General features: G+C 43.3%; 18 protein-coding genes and 3 pseudogenes. 10 read left to right on the top strand and 11 right to left on the bottom strand.

Annotated features, from left to right (window positions below; genetic code table 11):
- Window positions 1–128 precede the first annotated feature (128 nt).
- The 3 genes and pseudogenes from ACTUHY_RS02115 to ACTUHY_RS02125 all read left to right on the top strand — a co-directional run bounded on the left by ACTUHY_RS02115 (window position 129) and on the right by ACTUHY_RS02125 (window position 2,249).
- Window positions 129–332, top strand: a complete 204-nt coding sequence (locus tag ACTUHY_RS02115; protein WP_442826468.1) for a DNA/RNA helicase domain-containing protein — start codon at window positions 129–131, stop codon at window positions 330–332.
- A pseudogene (locus ACTUHY_RS02120) lies at window positions 317–1,186 on the top strand (DNA/RNA helicase domain-containing protein). The gene ACTUHY_RS02115 and the pseudogene ACTUHY_RS02120 overlap by 16 nt, the downstream one beginning before the upstream one ends.
- A 37-nt stretch (window positions 1,187–1,223) precedes the next feature.
- Window positions 1,224–2,249: a DUF4236 domain-containing protein gene (locus ACTUHY_RS02125; protein ID WP_442826438.1), complete on the top strand. Its 1,026-nt coding sequence runs from the start codon at window positions 1,224–1,226 to the stop codon at window positions 2,247–2,249.
- Between the two features lie 212 nt (window positions 2,250–2,461).
- Here the strand turns inward: ACTUHY_RS02125 and ACTUHY_RS02130 are convergent, their stop codons facing one another.
- Window positions 2,462–2,698, bottom strand: coding sequence for a GNAT family N-acetyltransferase (locus ACTUHY_RS02130; RefSeq protein WP_442826439.1), 237 nt, complete (start codon window positions 2,696–2,698; stop codon window positions 2,462–2,464).
- A gap of 83 nt (window positions 2,699–2,781) precedes the next feature.
- Entirely contained in the window at window positions 2,782–3,063 is a 282-nt protein-coding gene (locus ACTUHY_RS02135) for a type II toxin-antitoxin system RelB/DinJ family antitoxin (RefSeq protein WP_012938313.1), read from the bottom strand.
- A gap of 629 nt (window positions 3,064–3,692) precedes the next feature.
- Between ACTUHY_RS02135 and ACTUHY_RS02140 the strand changes: the two genes are divergently transcribed.
- Window positions 3,693–4,457, top strand: a complete 765-nt coding sequence (locus ACTUHY_RS02140; RefSeq protein ID WP_442826440.1) for a radical SAM protein — start codon at window positions 3,693–3,695, stop codon at window positions 4,455–4,457.
- Window positions 4,458–4,547: 90 nt separating this feature from the next.
- On the opposite strand, the gene ACTUHY_RS02145 is transcribed toward ACTUHY_RS02140, so the two are convergent.
- The 4 genes from ACTUHY_RS02145 to ACTUHY_RS02160 form a co-directional block, all read right to left on the bottom strand.
- Complete coding sequence (locus ACTUHY_RS02145; protein WP_012938313.1) at window positions 4,548–4,829, bottom strand: type II toxin-antitoxin system RelB/DinJ family antitoxin; 282 nt, start codon at window positions 4,827–4,829, stop codon at window positions 4,548–4,550.
- Window positions 4,830–5,416: 587 nt separating this feature from the next.
- Entirely contained in the window at window positions 5,417–5,758 is a 342-nt protein-coding gene (locus ACTUHY_RS02150) for a type II toxin-antitoxin system RelE/ParE family toxin (RefSeq protein ID WP_074707398.1), read from the bottom strand.
- Window positions 5,755–6,060 carry a type II toxin-antitoxin system RelB/DinJ family antitoxin gene (locus tag ACTUHY_RS02155; protein WP_074707401.1) on the bottom strand — a complete coding sequence of 102 codons (306 nt, stop codon included), beginning with the start codon at window positions 6,058–6,060 and terminating at the stop codon, window positions 5,755–5,757. The genes ACTUHY_RS02150 and ACTUHY_RS02155 overlap by 4 nt, the downstream gene beginning before the upstream one ends.
- 478 nt (window positions 6,061–6,538) lie before the next feature.
- Window positions 6,539–7,399 carry an MBL fold metallo-hydrolase gene (locus tag ACTUHY_RS02160; protein ID WP_442826441.1) on the bottom strand — a complete coding sequence of 287 codons (861 nt, stop codon included), beginning with the start codon at window positions 7,397–7,399 and terminating at the stop codon, window positions 6,539–6,541.
- A gap of 136 nt (window positions 7,400–7,535) precedes the next feature.
- On the opposite strand from ACTUHY_RS02160, the gene ACTUHY_RS02165 reads away from it, so the two are divergent.
- Window positions 7,536–7,997: an Lrp/AsnC family transcriptional regulator gene (locus ACTUHY_RS02165; RefSeq protein ID WP_022488291.1), complete on the top strand. Its 462-nt coding sequence runs from the start codon at window positions 7,536–7,538 to the stop codon at window positions 7,995–7,997.
- A gap of 378 nt (window positions 7,998–8,375) precedes the next feature.
- Here the strand turns inward: ACTUHY_RS02165 and ACTUHY_RS02170 are convergent.
- The 5 genes and pseudogenes from ACTUHY_RS02170 to ACTUHY_RS02190 all read right to left on the bottom strand — a co-directional run.
- Window positions 8,376–8,582 (bottom strand): annotated as a pseudogene (locus ACTUHY_RS02170) (helix-turn-helix transcriptional regulator); the annotation flags it as partial.
- A gap of 3 nt (window positions 8,583–8,585) precedes the next feature.
- Entirely contained in the window at window positions 8,586–8,738 is a 153-nt protein-coding gene (locus ACTUHY_RS02175) for a hypothetical protein (protein WP_442826442.1), read from the bottom strand.
- Window positions 8,735–8,989 carry a hypothetical protein gene (locus ACTUHY_RS02180; RefSeq protein WP_442826443.1) on the bottom strand — a complete coding sequence of 85 codons (255 nt, stop codon included), beginning with the start codon at window positions 8,987–8,989 and terminating at the stop codon, window positions 8,735–8,737. The genes ACTUHY_RS02175 and ACTUHY_RS02180 overlap by 4 nt, the downstream gene beginning before the upstream one ends.
- 285 nt (window positions 8,990–9,274) lie before the next feature.
- Window positions 9,275–9,653: pseudogene (locus ACTUHY_RS02185) on the bottom strand (type II toxin-antitoxin system death-on-curing family toxin).
- Window positions 9,650–9,892, bottom strand: coding sequence for a type II toxin-antitoxin system Phd/YefM family antitoxin (locus ACTUHY_RS02190; protein WP_370834445.1), 243 nt, complete (start codon window positions 9,890–9,892; stop codon window positions 9,650–9,652). The pseudogene ACTUHY_RS02185 and the gene ACTUHY_RS02190 overlap by 4 nt, the downstream one beginning before the upstream one ends.
- Before the next feature lie 475 nt (window positions 9,893–10,367).
- On the opposite strand from ACTUHY_RS02190, the gene ACTUHY_RS02195 reads away from it, so the two are divergent.
- The 5 genes from ACTUHY_RS02195 (at window position 10,368) to ACTUHY_RS02215 (ending at window position 13,790) form a co-directional block, all read left to right on the top strand.
- Window positions 10,368–10,799 (top strand): hypothetical protein, encoded by a 432-nt coding sequence (locus ACTUHY_RS02195; RefSeq protein WP_442826444.1) that lies wholly within the window; start codon window positions 10,368–10,370, stop codon window positions 10,797–10,799.
- A gap of 999 nt (window positions 10,800–11,798) precedes the next feature.
- Window positions 11,799–12,170 (top strand): hypothetical protein, encoded by a 372-nt coding sequence (locus tag ACTUHY_RS02200; RefSeq protein ID WP_441094897.1) that lies wholly within the window; start codon window positions 11,799–11,801, stop codon window positions 12,168–12,170.
- Between the two features lie 15 nt (window positions 12,171–12,185).
- A complete protein-coding gene (locus ACTUHY_RS02205) occupies window positions 12,186–12,653 on the top strand; it encodes a hypothetical protein (protein WP_442826445.1) in 468 nt (155 codons plus the stop codon).
- Window positions 12,654–12,918: 265 nt separating this feature from the next.
- Entirely contained in the window at window positions 12,919–13,293 is a 375-nt protein-coding gene (locus ACTUHY_RS02210) for a hypothetical protein (protein WP_442826446.1), read from the top strand.
- Window positions 13,294–13,376: 83 nt separating this feature from the next.
- Window positions 13,377–13,790 carry a (deoxy)nucleoside triphosphate pyrophosphohydrolase gene (locus tag ACTUHY_RS02215; RefSeq protein ID WP_442826469.1) on the top strand — a complete coding sequence of 138 codons (414 nt, stop codon included), beginning with the start codon at window positions 13,377–13,379 and terminating at the stop codon, window positions 13,788–13,790.
- Window positions 13,791–13,957: the final 167 nt, after the last annotated feature.

Here is a 13,957-nt window from a genome sequence, read left to right on the forward strand (position 1 = left end):
AAGCTGCTCGCCAGTATGCAAATCATGAGCCCTTACCTGAGATTCGGCAGGCCTATAGTGCAGGAATTCCGGATGCAATAGAATTTTTACATGGAAAGGTCCAGTATGCTTTTACTCATAAAAAGCATCTGTTAGCTTTCGTAACTGGAGTACCTGGTTCCGGTAAAACGCTGCTTGGGCTTCAGCTTGTTTATCAAGAAACAAAATATTCTACTTGGTTCTTATCCGGCAACAATCCACTTGTAGAAGTCTTAAAGTATACTCTTAAAAGTAAATCTTTGGTCAATCAGGTTTATAACATAAAAAAGAAAAGCATATTAATCGGAACGTAATCGTTTTTGACGAAGGCCAAAGAGCATGGCCGGATGAACCTGAAAAATTGATAAATCTTATGAGCAAATGCCTGGATTGGGGCGTTTTACTCATTTTAGTAGGAGAAGGGCAAGACATCTATCAAAAGGAAATTGGCAGCTTGCAAATATGGGCAGATACATTATCTCCTGACTGGGAAGTTGCTTGTCCTTCCAAACTATTGCCAGTATTCAAAAGAGCTAAATTCGTAGAAGACAAATTGAATTTAACCGTTTCTCTTCGTACCCATACGGCAGGACAGTATAGCAAATTTGTGAATATGATGATTGCAGGCTACACAAAGGAAGCTAAGGACTTGCTTGGTCAGATCGGTGAAGATTTCCCTATTTATTTTACCATGGATTTGTCTGCGGCTCAGCAATATTGCATCAATCGATATCACGAGGAAGATCATAAACATTATGGAATGATTACATCATCAAAAGAAGCATATCCCTGGTATCCCAAAATTTCAAAATGGGAATGGGGACCATGGTATGTCCTTCCCCGAGGAGAGAAAGGGTCTAGCGGGAATTTTGAAAAGGTTGCTACGGAATTCAGCTGTCAGGGACTGGAATTAGATATGCCCATCGTATGCTGGAAGGATGATGTTTTGTGAGATGGACAGAAATGGTGGACAATTGACGATCCCAAATGGAATGATATAATTCATGATAATGTGGATAGAAAGCATCGACTCAATAGTTATCGCGTGCTGCTAACCAGGGGACGTGATGGAATCATAATTTATATTCCCAATGAGAGTCGATTCAAGTCTACCTATGAGTTCTTCAAAAATTTGGGAATCCAAGATTTAGAAGCTGCAAACGGTTAATATAATTAGTTTAAACTATCGATTGGAGGAGTTTCTCATGGGATGGAGAATGAGAAGACGTATCAATTTGGGATTTGGATGCCATATCAATATCAGTAAAAGCGGAATCGGCTACAGCTGGGGAATGAAGGGAGTCAGATTCACCAAAACGGCCCGGGGTGGAGTCCGTGAAACATATTCTGTCCCTGGAACGGGGATATCCTATGTGCAGGAACACGGTCCCAAAAGACAGAATGGTGTCCCCGGGGCCCAGCCAGTTCAGCAGCCATTAGAACCTCCTGCTGTCAGTACCGAAAGAATAGAAATTAGTGAATATCAGGATCCGGAATATGCTGTATTGCTAAAAAAACTGAAAGCGGTCCAAAGATATAATTATATCAGTACTCCATTGTTGGCCACGGCGGTATTATCCATAGTGTATCCGGTATTTGCCCTGACGGCATTGCTTGGGGCTATCCTTAAGGTTCTTGTCTATACAAAACTGCGGGTCCCTATGGAATATTCCTTTGACGAAGAATCCAGGCAAAACTACGAGCATTTATCTGCACTGTGGATGCAATTGGGTAATAATGCTAAATTTTGGCAGGTGATTTCGGAAAGCAGCCTTGAACGCAGAACCAACGGCGGCGCATCAAGGGGAATCAATCGTATTGCGGCGAGAGTTACCAATCAACTGCCTTTTTATATCCTGTCCAATGTGCCCTGCTTTGGGATAAAACTTCGAAAACAGGCTCTTTACTTTATGCCCGACAAGCTGCTGATCGTTTCAGCGATGGATGTGGGGGCGGTCAGCTATTCAGATATTCTGTTGGATTTCAAGAAAACATCATATGTGGAAGAAGAGCTGGTTCCCAATGACGCTGAAGTCATCGGCCAGACATGGCTGAAAGTCAATAAAAATGGAACACCTGACAAACGATTCAAAGACAACAGGCAGCTTCCTATTTGCGCATATGGAACTATCATTATCCGGTCCAAAAACAAAGATCTGTATGTGGAATTGATGTGTTCGAATAATAAGACCGTTGAAGGAATGAAGAAATTAGCACAAAACCCTTCGTAATGCTAATCTGAGGCAAAAGACTGTTATATATGCGGCATTCTTCTGATATCATGGACGATTTCTTTTATCATAGCGAATACCTTCTTTCTGTTGTACAGCCAGCTCCATGACAAAATAGGGGATGGATATACCCTGACGCAAAGCAACCTGTTCCTGGATGACTTCGTATCCCCGATGTTCAAAAAAAGATCGGGCTGTTATCGAAGCATGGGTCATGACCGTATTTTTTGCAAAATTCTCCAGGTGATTGCAGTGGCAAATCCTCTGCGTTGGTAATCTTTATGGACAAACAGTCTGTCCAGGTAACCGGAGGGGGCCAAATCTCCAAAACCACCGATCTTATTTTTTTCACGGCAACAACTGTCCAGTGATCCAAAGTGGGAGAGATCCAGCCCAAGGTGATCCGGTTTCCCAATAAGGCGTGAGGGACATGGTAAGAAATCAGACACGGACCTATGGGCCTTGAGACGTCAGATTTTGTACGGATTAGCAGCAGGGACCTTTTCCTTATGTTTTGTTGGAGGCAATAATTTCAAGCTTCATTGTCCACATCTTTCATAAGGTCAGCAAAGCTGTGATACCGTTTGTATTTTTCCGGATGAGTTTTCATTTCTTCATACTCGGCAAGGGCAGCACGTGTTTCAGCATTGAATGCATTGCGGCGGACTTGGAAGGGAATCCCGTCACATCTGACCGCACTCTTTAAAAACATGGTGATGGCAGACGACATATTCAGTCCCAAATCATTGAATAATCCTTCCGCTTCCTTTTTCAGCTCTGCGTCCACGCGGACATTGATGTTGGCAGTAGTCATCCTGACTCACCTCTTTCTTTTTATCAATTTAATTATATGTTAAAATAATGAAAAGAGCAATATAATAAATGATATTGTTCTATTTTTGCAACATATTTTACTATAAATTAAAACAGTAACGACTAACAAAATCTGGTAGGCGAGATCCAGCCCAAAGTGATCCGGTTTCTAAAGCTAAATGAACAGTGCAGAGCGCAGAGGGAAGAGAGAAGAGCGGTATGGTGGGAATCCAATGACCCATTGCGATACCGTAGAGGGCGCGTAGATGCTCCTGAACGTGAAAACCGGTGGCCGGGAAGGGTTTCCCTTTGGATTGCACCCTATGCCGTCGATTTCGGAGCATGGTGCAGAAAAGGCGGGGCAACCGGCCTGCGCCCCCTACGGGTCCGTGAATGAATAACTATACTGTGATGAAGATTTTACCGAGAACTTATTGACACATACCTTTCCCAACAGACTGCTTGCCAAATTTCATCAACTCTGTTATACTAAACACGAATCAATCATATACAAGTGGTGCTGGCTGCTGCCGAGTAGTCAGAAGTACGCCGTTTCCTTATCGTCAGGTCTTAGCAGATAAGGAAGCGGCATATTTATTTTTGACCGTAATAAACATTCAGGAGAAACTAATGGAAAAGTTTATTTATAAAAAACCGTATCAGGAAGAGGGAAAATCTATTTTGGAAGTAAACCTTTTCCCCGGCAAATATTGCAATTTTAACTGCATTTTTTGTCCTGTGAGTCGTAAGCTGGTACACGTACAGACCCAGGAGTCAGTGAATCTGGGAAATCTGGACGATGCGATTCGGGATCTGCGACAGCGGATTCAGAGAATCAAGCCTGATTTGGTATTTCTCAATTCTTTGGGCGAGTCTGTGCTGCTGAAAGGTGTGGAACAGGTCATTGATACTGTTCATAGGGAGAAAGTCCCCATCCGACTCCTGTCAAACGGCTATCTTTATGGAAATCCGGCGTATGCGGCCATTGCAGGTCGGTGTGAAGAAGTAATCGGGGAACTGAAAATGGGACGGGAAGAAGCTTTTCAGAAAGCCCAAAGGCCTATCGCCGGTTATACGGTTCGGCAGCATATTCAAAATATGGTGAACTTCAGGAAATCATACACGGGCCGTTTCCATCTGGAAATCACGGTGGTTAAAGGCTACAGTGACGATCCGGAATCCCTGGATATTTTTCGCAGTGCTGTTGCCCTTTTAAAGCCCGATGTGCTGCAGGTAGTCACGCCGGAATTTCCTTTTGATAAAGTACTTGGTATCTCTCAGGATAAACTGAAAAAAGTTGCTGAATTTTTGACAACGCGAAACTCAATGAGTACAGCGCCCGGGACCCATCCCGGCCGCCCAGAGGGCAAAAAAACAGACCCGCAGTCAAGGTGATTGCGGGCCTGCTTTTTTCGATATGTAATGTTTCAGAACAAGTCAGAATGGGAACCAGTGCGAAAAAGAAACAATTCCAGTACAACGATGTCAAGCTTCATTGTCCACATCTTTCATAAGGTCAGCAAAGCTGTGATACCGTTTGTATTTTTCCGGATGAGTTTTCATTTCTTCATACTCGGCAAGGGCAGCACGTGTTTCAGCATTGAATGCATTGCGGCGGACTTGGAAGGGAATCCCGTCACATCTGACCGCACTCTTTAAAAACATAGTGATGGCAGACGACATATTCAGTCCCAAATCATTGAATAATCCTTCCGCTTCCTTTTTCAGCTCTGCGTCCACGCGGACATTGATGTTGGCAGTAGTCATCCTGACTCACCTCTTTCGTTGTTTATCAATTTAATTATAAGCAAAAAGACTGAATAAAGAAATACAATAAATGACAATGCTTTATTCTTGCAGCATAAATTGATGCAAAAATAAAATTTGGCGATTCGTAGGAGCAGGTAGGTGAAATTCAACCCAAAGTGATCCGGGGTCCCCATAAGTCGTGAGGGAATCTGACAAGAAGGCAGACACGGCCTCAAGGGAGCCTTGAGACGTCAGCGGGACGGTGCGAATCCAACGCCCCCATTTGCGATGCCGTAGGGGGCGCAGGCCCGGCGCCCCGCTCTTCAAATCCGCCTTACGCCAAAGGAGACCATCTGCCGGGCAGATGGTCCTGAACGTGAAAACCGGTGGCCGGGACGGGCGGGCCTGCGGCTCGCCCCTACACCGTTGGTATCGGATGTTTGATTCCAACGGTCAGAGAAACGGGACCTTCGGAAACCGCGTTTCTGAGATTTTTCGTTGTATCTCTGCCCCTAACGCCGTAGGGGTTCGCCAAAGGCAAACCCATCCCGGCCGCCCGGAGGGCAAAAAAGCAGGCCCGCAGTCGAAGTGACTGCGGGCCTGTTTTATTCAGTTTCATTCAAAATATCTTTGCTGAGATCTTCAATGTTGCGGCCACCATAATAAATACGGGAAATCATGACACAATGGGATTGCTCATTGATTAGATAGAAAACAACATAATTGTTTACAGGCATCTGATGAATTCCCATTGATTGCAGGGGTTCCCAGTCAACTCTTTTGAAACGAGATGGCATAGTATTTAAAGCGCGGACTCCTCTTAGGATTCTATGAATCTGGTCTTTAGCAATTTCAGGGACGAGCAGCTCTTCAGCAATATAAGTATATATTTCCCTCAAATCTTCAAGAGCTTCATTGGAATAAGTGACGCTGTATTGAATGCTCATATGCCAAATTCCTTTTTAAGGATTTCATCTACTTCATTTGCAGTGTGGACATGACCAGATTGAATGGAATCCATACTTGCTTGGATTTCAGCAGTCAGTTCATCCCTTGTCATTGCTCCGAGAGCCTTTGGCCTGGGGGAAGTAAGTTTGAGTTCAAAAGGAATTCCTTTTCTTAAGACGACTTGGCTGTAGAACATTTGGATGGCGCTGGAGGGGGTAATGCCGAGCTGGGCAAGGATTCCTTCAGCATGATCTTTTAAATTTTTATCGATTCTGGCATAAACAGCAGAAGTATTGGCCATAATATCGCCTCCTTTTTTAATTATAGGTTATTATGATTGCAATTGCAAGCAATTAAAAAAGAACTGGAGCAGGTGGGAAAAATCCAGCCCAAGGTGATCCGGTTTCCAAAGCTAAGTGCAGAATGAAGAGCGAAGAGTGCAGAGCAGGACGGAAGGGGCGAATGGTCCATTGCGATGCCGTAGGGGCCTCACGCCGGCAGGCCCGCCAGATGCACGAGCCCCCGATCCCAACGTGATAGGGGCTCCCCGCAGGAAAGCCCATCCCGGCCGCCCAGAGGGCAAAAAAAGAAAGCCCGCAGTCTTTAAAGATTGCGGGCCTGCTCTGTAATTATCCGGCAACAGCCCGAGGTATTTAAGCCCCGGGATTATCTTTTTGTACATGAAAAAGGACTGCTGCACGTCATATTACGTGCAACAGACCCATTTTATCACGCTGTTGCATGCGATTTCACATGCAACAGCTCACTTTGTTACGTTCTTATTTATCAAAATTTATTATCTGTCCATCATCCGGTACAGCTACCTGTTTGCCTAACTTTCTGCTATGGACAAAGTCGCGCATATTCTTGCGTGATACTGTGCAATGGTTAATGGCATCCATATGCACCGCTACAATTTTGGCCTTTGGCATTCTCGTTGCCGCTCTGCCTACATCTTCTGTACCCATAATAATGGAATCATTGTAGCAGATGGACTTAGCATAACCAGTATTCATAATTAGAATATCGGGCTGACGATTTTGTAGCGTTTTATCAACCCGGGCCGTCCAGACCGTATCGCCCATCAGGTAAGTAGTTTTTTCACCGGGAGCAGCAAAGACCACGCCCATACTTTCTCCGAGCAGTACGCTATAAGCGGGATTGGCATACATCTCTTCCGTACCATGCGTGCCTTCTACTCTGGTCAGGCGCACCCCTTGGAACTCGATATCCCGATTCAGCACCTGAACATTGCGGAAACCTTCCTTGCGAATTTCAGTAGCGTCCTTATCATCCTGCACAAATACAGGAATATCTTTGTTGATGAACTGCTGAGCTACTTCATCCCAATGGTCAAGATGGGTATGCGTGACAATTAACGCATCAACATTCTTTAATACATCCTCCTTTGATTCGGGCAAGTCCATCTTGGGATTGCGCACCTCACTGTTGAAAGAACCAGCAAAGCCTTCATAACGGCCTTTTTCTGCCAGCATGGGATCTATCAAAAATACCGTATCGTTGTACGCCAATTTGCCCGTAGCATTGCGTACATGCTGGTAAGAAACCTGTGCAAAGGCATTGCCCGTCATCATCGTCATTCCCAAGAATGCAGCCATTAAAGTTTTTCTCCACTTCATTTCATTTCCTCCTCTGAAGCATAATTTAATTTACATTGTGATTATACTTTGCTAGAATTTTACTTACGATACAGGATTTCAAGAGATGCAGACAAATCACTTGAAATTTTCAAGTTTTCAAGTTAGGAGCATTGCCATGAATTTTTTACCTGCCAACAACAAAAAAATTGACAAAACTGACCATGAAATCCTCAGCATTCTGCATAAAGAGGCCAGAATTTCCATGACTGAACTGGGAAAACGCGTTCATTTAACCAGTCAGGCGGTCAAGAATCGTCTTGACCGCCTGACTGATTTGGGCGTTGTCCATCACTATACCGTGAATGTCAACTGCCCCATATATGGTTATAAAACACATGCCCTTATAAAAATAACCCCACACAGCGGTTTTATGAAGTCCCTGTTGGATTATCTTACTCAGTGCCACAGCCATATCAACCACTGTTATCAGATAACTGGTGCTCAAACACTATCCATCGACAGTTATTTTACGGACGAGGCCGAATTGCAGGAATTTATTGACACAATCCAAAAATGGGGGGATTATGAAATCGAATTGGTATTAAGGGACATCTTACTCTCTGAAGGTGATGAATGATTTTTTTCTGTAACAGACACACTCACTATCTGCAGACATAAGATTTTGTGTGGTTTCCGTCAGGCTTTCCCAAACACCAAGGCCGACAGTGATACCATCATCAAGTGTCTTCAAATTATTATTTCTTTATAGTTGATATACCTTATTTAATAGGGTATATCAATAGAACACAGAAACGGCTGAATGCACAACGGAACCTGGCTTATGGGATTGGTACGATTCTACTAGCAGCATTGGTGCGGAAATGAAAAGAGCCATGGTGGGAATTCCTGCCATGGCTTTTTTTACTGTCCGTATTTTCACTCTTGTAAGATTATATACTGGAATCAAAGATAGGATGCGCAATTTTGTTTTTTCAGAATCCGGAAGATGTAAATCATCCTCCTCAATGTATTCAAAAATATCTTCCACAGGTTTACCAAATACATGAGCAATGTCCAAGGCCAATTTTAAAGAAGGATTATATTTCCCGTTTTCAATATTACTGATTGTTTCTCTGCGGACATGAACTAATTTAGCTAAATCACTTTGTTGCATTTTATGGATCCGGCGTAAGTCACGGATTTTTGTAATTAGATACTCCATGATTCAAGTATCCTTTTCTAGGTCACGAAAAGTAAGTCCAGCAGCAGTCATTCCAGCTCCTAAGATAATATTCAACAGAGCTTCTTGTGGAAAGTTAATAGGTGTTGGTAAAAAACTATTACCTATGGCGAAGATAAGAGATAACATTGTGGTCATACACATAACCTTAAAACCCCTATAAAAGGATTCCATAATATGGGATTTGCCATTTCATCCCTTTCTTCTTGTCCCATTGTAAATAAAATAATACTTAAAATAGTAGCCAGTGAAACGAAAATTAAAGCAGTCAATGTGAAAATGAAAGAATGCAGGAATTTACATATTCCAGCTATAATCCAGCATATACCGGTAAAAGTATAATTCAAAAAGATAGACTGCCTTACAGCAACAAAGATCTTTTTAGACATTACGGATACACCTCTACTTTGGGAAATAGAATACATATATTGAAAATACATATTTCATGTTAAAAATACATCACATACAAAGCAGGCGGTCAAGAGAGTAAAAAAGAAACTGGGCGCAGGCCCGGCGCCCCGCCAGATGCACGAGCCCATCCCCGGTCGTCCAGAGGACAGAAAAGAGAAAGCCCGCAGTCGGGGTGATAGACTCACGAGAAAAGAGAATGAAGAGAAGCCTTGCAGGATGTAAAAATCCTACAAGGCTTTTTTCTTGCAACAAATGGCATGGTGCTATTCTTGATGAATGATAATCCAGTGAAGAAGATCTTGCTGCGAGAGTTCTCCAGAGGCAATTTTTAAAAATGTATCTGACAGTTCATCTTGTGTATAGGTGAGCTCAATCTTATTAAGAGCGAGAAACACCAACATTACATGTGCACCGATACGTTTATTGCCGTCAATAAAAGCATGGTTTTTTACAAGACCATATCCAAGACGAGCAGCCTTCTGTTGTAAAGATGGATAAATGTCTGTGCCTGAGAAGAACTGAAATGGTGCGGCCAATACGGATTCCAGCAAATCCTTCATCCCGGATGCCATCAGTTCCCCCTGTTTCCTGAATCAGCTGTGAATGAAGTTTGATGATTTGATTCTTTGAAAGAACAATCATTTGGCTAGAACCTCATAGGCTTTCCGGTTTTTGGCGATTAAACGCTTGGAAACAGCAAGCACATCTTCGTCGTTAGCAAGCTGTTCCTGTTCCGCGTTGCTGAACTCAATCAGCAGATAGCGAGGAGAGTTGTTTTTCAAAATGACAACAGGACCTTTCTCATCAACCATTCTGGCTACACGAGAAAAGTTCTGGTTTGCTTCTGTGATGGAAACAAGATTTTCTGTATTGACATTCATAGTTGATGCCTCCTTACGTTTGATGATTTAATTATAACCCATAGATAGGATGAATTCAACCTAATACAATTTGGCTTTCCTATAAGGCGTGAGGGGAAATGAAAAGAAGTCAGCTTTGTACGGTGACAATTAGTGCAGAGGGCAGAGTGAAGAGCGGAGACGCACGGGTCGCAGAATCCTTTGTGAACCCGTATGGGCGATTCAATACTTTTGCCTCTGGCAAAATGTCGCTAAAGCCGCCCACTTCCTGTTCCAACCGTAGGGGCCGCAGGACCGGTGGCCCGCCAGATGCACAAGTCCATGACTCCAACGGTGTAGGGGCTACCCGCAGGGGAGCCCATCCCCGGCTGCCCAGTGGGTAAAAAAGCAGGCCCGCAGTCAAATTGATTGAGGGCCTTTTTCTGTCGTGATTTTTGGATAGGTCATTTGCTATAATGAAAAAAGTCATTAGTGAATCTTCAGCAGCAGGGTAAGAATGGAATCTATGAAAAGGAGTGATTTTATGAGAAAAATAGGAATCGCTTTAAGGGTGCTGTTGCTTGGCGTCTTTGTATGGGCAGCAGGAATGCTGCCTGTCAGTGCAACGGATGTTTGGGTAGCCCATTGGAACAGTGAAAATCTTGATATTTACGTGATGGATGATACCATTTCCTATGGCACGCGGGGAGATACCCGGTGGTTCGATGTATCTACAAAGATGGTTAAAAATGGCCAGCTGCAGGAAGTCGTCCATTGGGAATTCAGTAAATACAAAACAGATATGTGGCGCTATGAAACGAATCGGATGGGGGGTACTCATACGACTGTGGTTATCCCCCGCAGTAGAATCTTTGAATATTGCATGGATCAGATAGGCTGGCCGTACACTATCCGCATAAGCCACAGGATTACAAGGTATTATTATTGATGTCATCGAAAAAATCACCAGCTGGCATGTTGGAACCGGGCTGCAATTGCCGTCGCCAATGCACCACACTGGTGATTTCTTTGCTACTCATTATATTAACGTACGTAATGACTGTCAAAAGGAAATTCTGCTCTCTGGTTCTTTGACCCCAACGTGGTAGGGGCTTCCCGCAGGGAAGGCCGTCCCGGCCGCCCAGAGGGGTCCCTGTACTCTTCACTCTGCGCTTATGCCCCATTCCCACCTGCCCATCCCCCTCCTTTTTTGCTATAATAGCAGAGAAAAATTCACCCCAGAAAAATTTCGGTAGTAGGAAAAACCGTTTTACTACCATTTTTACTACTGCAATGGGGAAAGTTGTGCCGTTTTTTGCAAAATTTTGTCCTGTTCTATGTGGACATGTGGAGCTTGCAAAACCGCATTAAATCGGCATATTTTGGCATAGAAGGGAGTTTTGTGTCCATGATCAAAATACTATTTATCTGCCACGGCACTACGAGGTGAGCGAGCCTGGAGAGGCGCATAAACTGGGGATGACAGAAACAAATGTACAAGAGAAGAACACCTGTTTTACTACTGAGCGCAAGATATAGTGGCCTATTGGAAGAAGATAACTACATATTGTGTATGCCAAACAACGCACGTAAAACTTTGCAAATCAGGAAAGAAAAGAGAGCTTTTTAGGGCGCTTTTGTTATGAAGTGAATTTACATTCAGATATAGGAAAACTTGCTCGCAGGCAAGGGTACGGCAAGGGAGATGGTCCGGGTGGGAGTTCCTGTCCGGGCTTTTTTATATTGTTTTTTCATAATGATAATATGTTATACTGTATTTAACTATGTATAAGTGCATCTATTTCAGACAATACACCTGCTGCACAGCAGAAACTATGGTTTGCCAGGAAAAGTTGAAAACCAACATGCAGATTATGATACCAGATATTCCAGACGGTGTCTGGAATATCTCTAGTACTCCCGATAAAAGGAATAGAAAAGGAATAGAATGATGAGTATAGAAGGTCTGGAAAAACTAATTGGATCAATCGTCAAAATCAAACCGACGGTGATCCGTTCTGAAACAGGGGACATCATCAGGGCTAAATGGCTTCCGGAAGAAAGTGATTTTGGGAAGGATGTGATTTTTACTTTTGTGTGGAGGTTCTTGAAGTTCTGGGATGGCTTCATCCCCAATTCGCTCCGGCCTATCCTCGGACTGCTCCAGCTGATACCATTCTTCTACTTCTATGCAGGGCTGAGCGATGGATGGATGACCAAATATTATGCAGCCATTGGTATGGTCTGCATGGGGATAAGTATGTACGTAACAGAAGAAGGGGAAAGTCTGGTGGAGAGATTCAACCCCAGAAACTGGTAGGAAGAAGGGAAAGCCATGGATGATAGATATTTGTGCCCCAAATGCGGGTCCGATGATGTACGGAAAGTGGAAATGATCTGGAAAGAACAGACGGGGGATATCAACCTGGACTCCGTAGGGACCACATATGGGACCGGGGACGTCAATGTAGGGTATTTCAAATCCAAAGGGACCCAGATCTCCAAAATGGCCAGGGAAGCAGCCCCGCCAAGAAAAAGGAACATCAAGACCGATGTTTTGGGCGGAATTTTCCTGGGCTTCTTCCTGGGAGCGCTGTTCGGGCTGACTGCTCTCTGGACCGGGCACAAAGACCTGGCAGCAGGCATCTTCTGGGCCCTGTTGGGAATCGGCTGGATGTATGGATGCTTCCTGGCAGGGAAGGATAACGTCTGGAATGACAAGGTATGGCCGAAAGTCTATGCTGGCTGGCAGCACACCTGGATCTGCACCCGGTGTGGGAAACGTTTTTCCATCCATGATTGAAGTGGGGGATGGGAAACTGGGTTTGGAGGGGACTTTCATTATGGATTTTCTCTCCTTGTTATCCAGAAATTTACACAGCGTTCATGGTATAATAAAATATAGTATAAAAATGGGAAAAGGGGCGATGGCTTTGAAAACAATCAACGTTGTGGACGCATTGTTTATCAACCAGGATAAAGTCTTCGCTACCCTACGGGGATGTGAAGAATTCAATGATAGATGGAATATGTAGGAACAAAATTTATACTTACTCAGGAGAAAGAAAATGGATAATAAAAGTATTGGTTATATCATTGTAAGTTTAATTATTGCTTGTGTGATGATATTTGGGGGGAATGATAAACCTTCTAAAAATCAAACTTCTCAAGCCTCTCAAGAACCGAACTATATGTTACTTGCTAAGGAGGATATTGAAAAAAGAACAGGATTATATGTTACCGATTTTTCTATAAAACAGAGTAATGTAGCAAAAGCACAAAATGGAAATGTCACTGTTGATTCAGATATAAAACTAGACAATAAAAAAGAAACGCAACATTTTTGGGCTATTTACACCGAAAAAGGGAAATTACTTAGACTGAAAATTGGCCCAAATGTTATTTATGATGCTCAAGAACAAGATAAAAATAAGAAGCAATAGAGCTATAAGCATAAATCAAAATAGCACATGTGTTATGGAAAAATAAGGAATAAAGTAAATTGCATGTAAAAGAGAAGATGGCTTTGAAAACGGTACGGGTTGTGGCGGCGCTGATACTCAACCAGGATAAGGTCCTGGCCACCCAACGGAGGTATGGAGAATTCAAAGACGGATGGGAATTCCCTGGGGGAAAGATCGAGCCAGGGGAAACTCCGGAGCAGGCCATTAAACGGGAGATCCGGGAAGAGCTGGCTACGGATATCCGGGTGGAACAGCCTCTCACTACAGTGGAATACGACTATCCTACCTTCCATCTTTCCATGGAGTGCTTCATCTGCAAAGTGGAACAGGGCAACTTGACCTTATTGGAACACGAAGCCGCTAAGTGGCTTTCCTATGATGAATTGGATAGTGTGGATTGGTTGCCGGCGGATCGGATTGTGGTGAGGGAGTTGCGGAAGTTCCTGGCGAAAAGGTCTCTTGCAAAATATCATTAGTAAAAAAGAAATTCTACAAAGCTTAACTGTACTGAAATTTTCACAGAAACTGTAGTATTATGAAATAGATTGAAAACCACAAGTAATCGTGTTAAACTAATATATTAACAATTTATATATAAAATTAGAGGTTAGATTACTTTGACTGATGATAAAAATTTCTAGTT

Origin of the sequence: Acidaminococcus nyctereutis, assembly GCF_052216985.1 — a bacterium.
In the GTDB taxonomy this organism is placed as follows: domain Bacteria; phylum Bacillota; class Negativicutes; order Acidaminococcales; family Acidaminococcaceae; genus Acidaminococcus; species Acidaminococcus fermentans_A.

Excerpts from the sequence above, each read along its gene's own strand:
- ACTUHY_RS02140 (WP_442826440.1), top strand. The coding sequence starts at position 3,693 with ATGGAAAAGTTTATTTATAAAAAACCGTATCAGGAAGAGGGAAAATCT.
- ACTUHY_RS02165 (WP_022488291.1), top strand. The coding sequence starts at position 7,536 with ATGAATTTTTTACCTGCCAACAACAAAAAAATTGACAAAACTGACCAT.
- ACTUHY_RS02155 (WP_074707401.1), bottom strand. The coding sequence starts at position 6,060 with ATGGCCAATACTTCTGCTGTTTATGCCAGAATCGATAAAAATTTAAAA.
- ACTUHY_RS02135 (WP_012938313.1), bottom strand. The coding sequence starts at position 3,063 with ATGACTACTGCCAACATCAATGTCCGCGTGGACGCAGAGCTGAAAAAG.
- ACTUHY_RS02200 (WP_441094897.1), top strand. The coding sequence starts at position 11,799 with ATGATGAGTATAGAAGGTCTGGAAAAACTAATTGGATCAATCGTCAAA.
- ACTUHY_RS02210 (WP_442826446.1), top strand. The coding sequence starts at position 12,919 with ATGGATAATAAAAGTATTGGTTATATCATTGTAAGTTTAATTATTGCT.
- ACTUHY_RS02195 (WP_442826444.1), top strand. The coding sequence starts at position 10,368 with ATGGAATCTATGAAAAGGAGTGATTTTATGAGAAAAATAGGAATCGCT.
- ACTUHY_RS02175 (WP_442826442.1), bottom strand. The coding sequence starts at position 8,738 with ATGACCACAATGTTATCTCTTATCTTCGCCATAGGTAATAGTTTTTTA.
- ACTUHY_RS02180 (WP_442826443.1), bottom strand. The coding sequence starts at position 8,989 with ATGTCTAAAAAGATCTTTGTTGCTGTAAGGCAGTCTATCTTTTTGAAT.
- ACTUHY_RS02205 (WP_442826445.1), top strand. The coding sequence starts at position 12,186 with ATGGATGATAGATATTTGTGCCCCAAATGCGGGTCCGATGATGTACGG.
- ACTUHY_RS02190 (WP_370834445.1), bottom strand. The coding sequence starts at position 9,892 with ATGAATGTCAATACAGAAAATCTTGTTTCCATCACAGAAGCAAACCAG.
- ACTUHY_RS02160 (WP_442826441.1), bottom strand. The coding sequence starts at position 7,399 with ATGAAGTGGAGAAAAACTTTAATGGCTGCATTCTTGGGAATGACGATG.
- ACTUHY_RS02125 (WP_442826438.1), top strand. The coding sequence starts at position 1,224 with ATGGGATGGAGAATGAGAAGACGTATCAATTTGGGATTTGGATGCCAT.
- ACTUHY_RS02145 (WP_012938313.1), bottom strand. The coding sequence starts at position 4,829 with ATGACTACTGCCAACATCAATGTCCGCGTGGACGCAGAGCTGAAAAAG.
- ACTUHY_RS02150 (WP_074707398.1), bottom strand. The coding sequence starts at position 5,758 with ATGAGCATTCAATACAGCGTCACTTATTCCAATGAAGCTCTTGAAGAT.